Source organism: Methylobacterium sp. WL6 (genome assembly GCF_008040095.1).
Lineage (GTDB): Bacteria > Pseudomonadota > Alphaproteobacteria > Rhizobiales > Beijerinckiaceae > Methylobacterium.
In genome coordinates this window covers 1-2,108 of record NZ_VRVH01000491.1, presented here as the reverse complement: position 1 = coordinate 2,108, position 2,108 = coordinate 1, and the positions used below count along the sequence as shown (strand labels likewise).

Below are 2,108 nucleotides of genomic sequence, written 5' to 3'. Positions count from 1 at the left end.
GGCGAAGGCCGCGGCCGCGTCCCGCGTCGGCCCGAGCCAGGCGACCCCGTCGCGGGACCAGTCGCGCAGCGTCGCCTCGGGGATCGCCCGGCGGTTCGAGGGATCGGGCGCGCCGTGCAGCGCAAGCTCGACCGCAGCGCCCTGCACGCGGGCGAGCCGCACCGCCTCGACGGCGACGTCGATCCCCTTCGACCACAGCATCCGTGCCACGATCGCGACCCGGAGCGGCGGATGCGGCGGCAGCGGCAGCGGCACGAACGCGTCCGGGTCGACGCCGGCACCGCCGACGATCGTCACCGCGGTGTCGGCCGGGTCGAGGCCGAGGGCGGCGGCGTCGTCCGGGTTCTCGAACAGGAAGCGGGTGCGCTTCGAGGCCAGCGGCCCGCGGATCAAGTGGCGCAGGGCGGTCCGCGAGAGGCGTCCGGCCGCGTCGGCGCGCGCGCCGATCAGCCCGAGGCCGGTGAGTGCGTAGACGCGCGCCGGGATGCCGGCCATCGCCGCCGCCGTGCCGCCGACCAGGATCCCGCGCAGCGCGATGCAGTGGACGATGTCGGGCTTCCAGGCCTTCAGGATCGCGGCGAGCTGCCCCGCGGCGTAGCCGGCGGCCATCGGGTTGAGGCTGGAGCGCTCCGCCTCCAAAGCGATCACCCGGGCGCCCGTCGCCTCGACCACCGCGCGGTGGTCGCGCACCCGTGTTACCACGGCGACCGACAGGCCCATCGCCACCGCCGCCCGCGCCATCGGCAGGAAATGCGAGGCGAAGAACCAGTCCTCGGTGACGACGAAGGCGAGGCGCCGCATCGGCGCGGCGGGGGCGGAAGGGGCGGCGTCCATCGCACGAGCCTCTAACACGGGCGCGCATCCGTGTACGGCGGATACGCAGACGCCGGAACACGGCCGCGCGGCGACCGGTTGAGGGCAGGCTTTCGCAAGCGAGGAGCAGCGCTCATGGCATCGGATCTCGTGTCCTCGGACGAGACCGCCGGCACCGTCGTCGACCCGCGCGACGCGGCCGCCGAGGCCGGGCTCGCCTACGTCGACGACACGATGCCGGGCCTGACCCGGAAGAAGACCGCCAAGGGCTTCCGCTTCGTCGACGCCAAGGGCGCGCCCGTCCGCGACAAGGCGCAGGTCCAGCGGATCAAGTCCCTGGCGATCCCGCCGGCCTACACCGACGTGTGGATCTGCCCGCGCAAGAACGGCCACATCCAGGCCACCGGGCGCGATGCCAAGGGGCGCAAGCAGTACCGCTACCATCCCGATTTCCGCGCGGCGCGGGACTCGACGAAGTTCAGCCACATCATGGCCTTCGCCGACGCGCTGCCGGGCATCCGCACGCGGATCGACGCGGACATGCGGCGCAGGGGCCTGTCGCGCGAGAAGGTGCTCGCCACCGTGGTGCACCTTCTCGAGACGACGCTGATCCGCGTCGGCAACGACGACTACGCCAAGGCCAACAAGAGCTACGGCCTGACGACGCTGCGCGACCCGCACGTGACGGTCGAGGGCGCGGCGATGACCTTCCGCTTCAAGGGCAAGAGCGGCAAGACCTGGAACCTGTCGGTGAAGGACCGGCGCGTGGCCAGGATCGTCAAGGCCTGCCAGGACCTGCCGGGCCAGGAGCTGTTCCAGTACATCGACGAGGCCGGCGAGCAGCGCGACGTGACCTCGTCGGACGTCAACGCGTACCTGCGCGAGATCTCGGGGCAGGACATCACGGCGAAGGACTTCCGCACCTGGGCCGGCACGGTGCTGGCGGCGCTGGCGCTTCGCGAGTTCGAGACCTTCGACGGCGAGGCCGGCGCCAAGAAGAACGTCCGCGCGGCGATCGAGAACGTGTCGGCCCGGCTCGGCAACACGCCGACCATCTGCCGCAAGTGCTACATCCACCCGCAGATCATCGACTGCTACCTCGAAGGCGCCCTGCTGCTGCAGGTGAAGGACGCGGTCGAGAGCGAGCTGGTCGAGGATCTCGGCCGCCTGCGCCCGGAGGAGGCGGCGGTGCTGAGCCTGCTGCAGACCCGGCTCGCCGGAGACGCGCCCTCGACCGGCACGGCGAAGGCCGCGCGCCGGACGGCTCGGGCCGGCAAGGCGGCGAAGGCGAACAC

At 72.5% G+C, this 2,108-nt stretch carries 2 protein-coding genes; one reads left to right on the top strand and one right to left on the bottom strand.

Annotation, left to right across the window (positions count from 1 at the left end; all coding sequences use genetic code 11):
- A partial coding sequence (locus tag FV230_RS27630; protein WP_147844638.1) for a glycosyltransferase occupies window positions 1-834 on the bottom strand: 834 nt, incomplete at its 3' end.
- Between the two features lie 114 nt (window positions 835-948).
- Between FV230_RS27630 and FV230_RS27625 the strand changes: the two genes are divergently transcribed.
- A partial coding sequence (locus FV230_RS27625; protein WP_147844637.1) for a DNA topoisomerase IB occupies window positions 949-2,108 on the top strand: 1,160 nt, incomplete at its 3' end.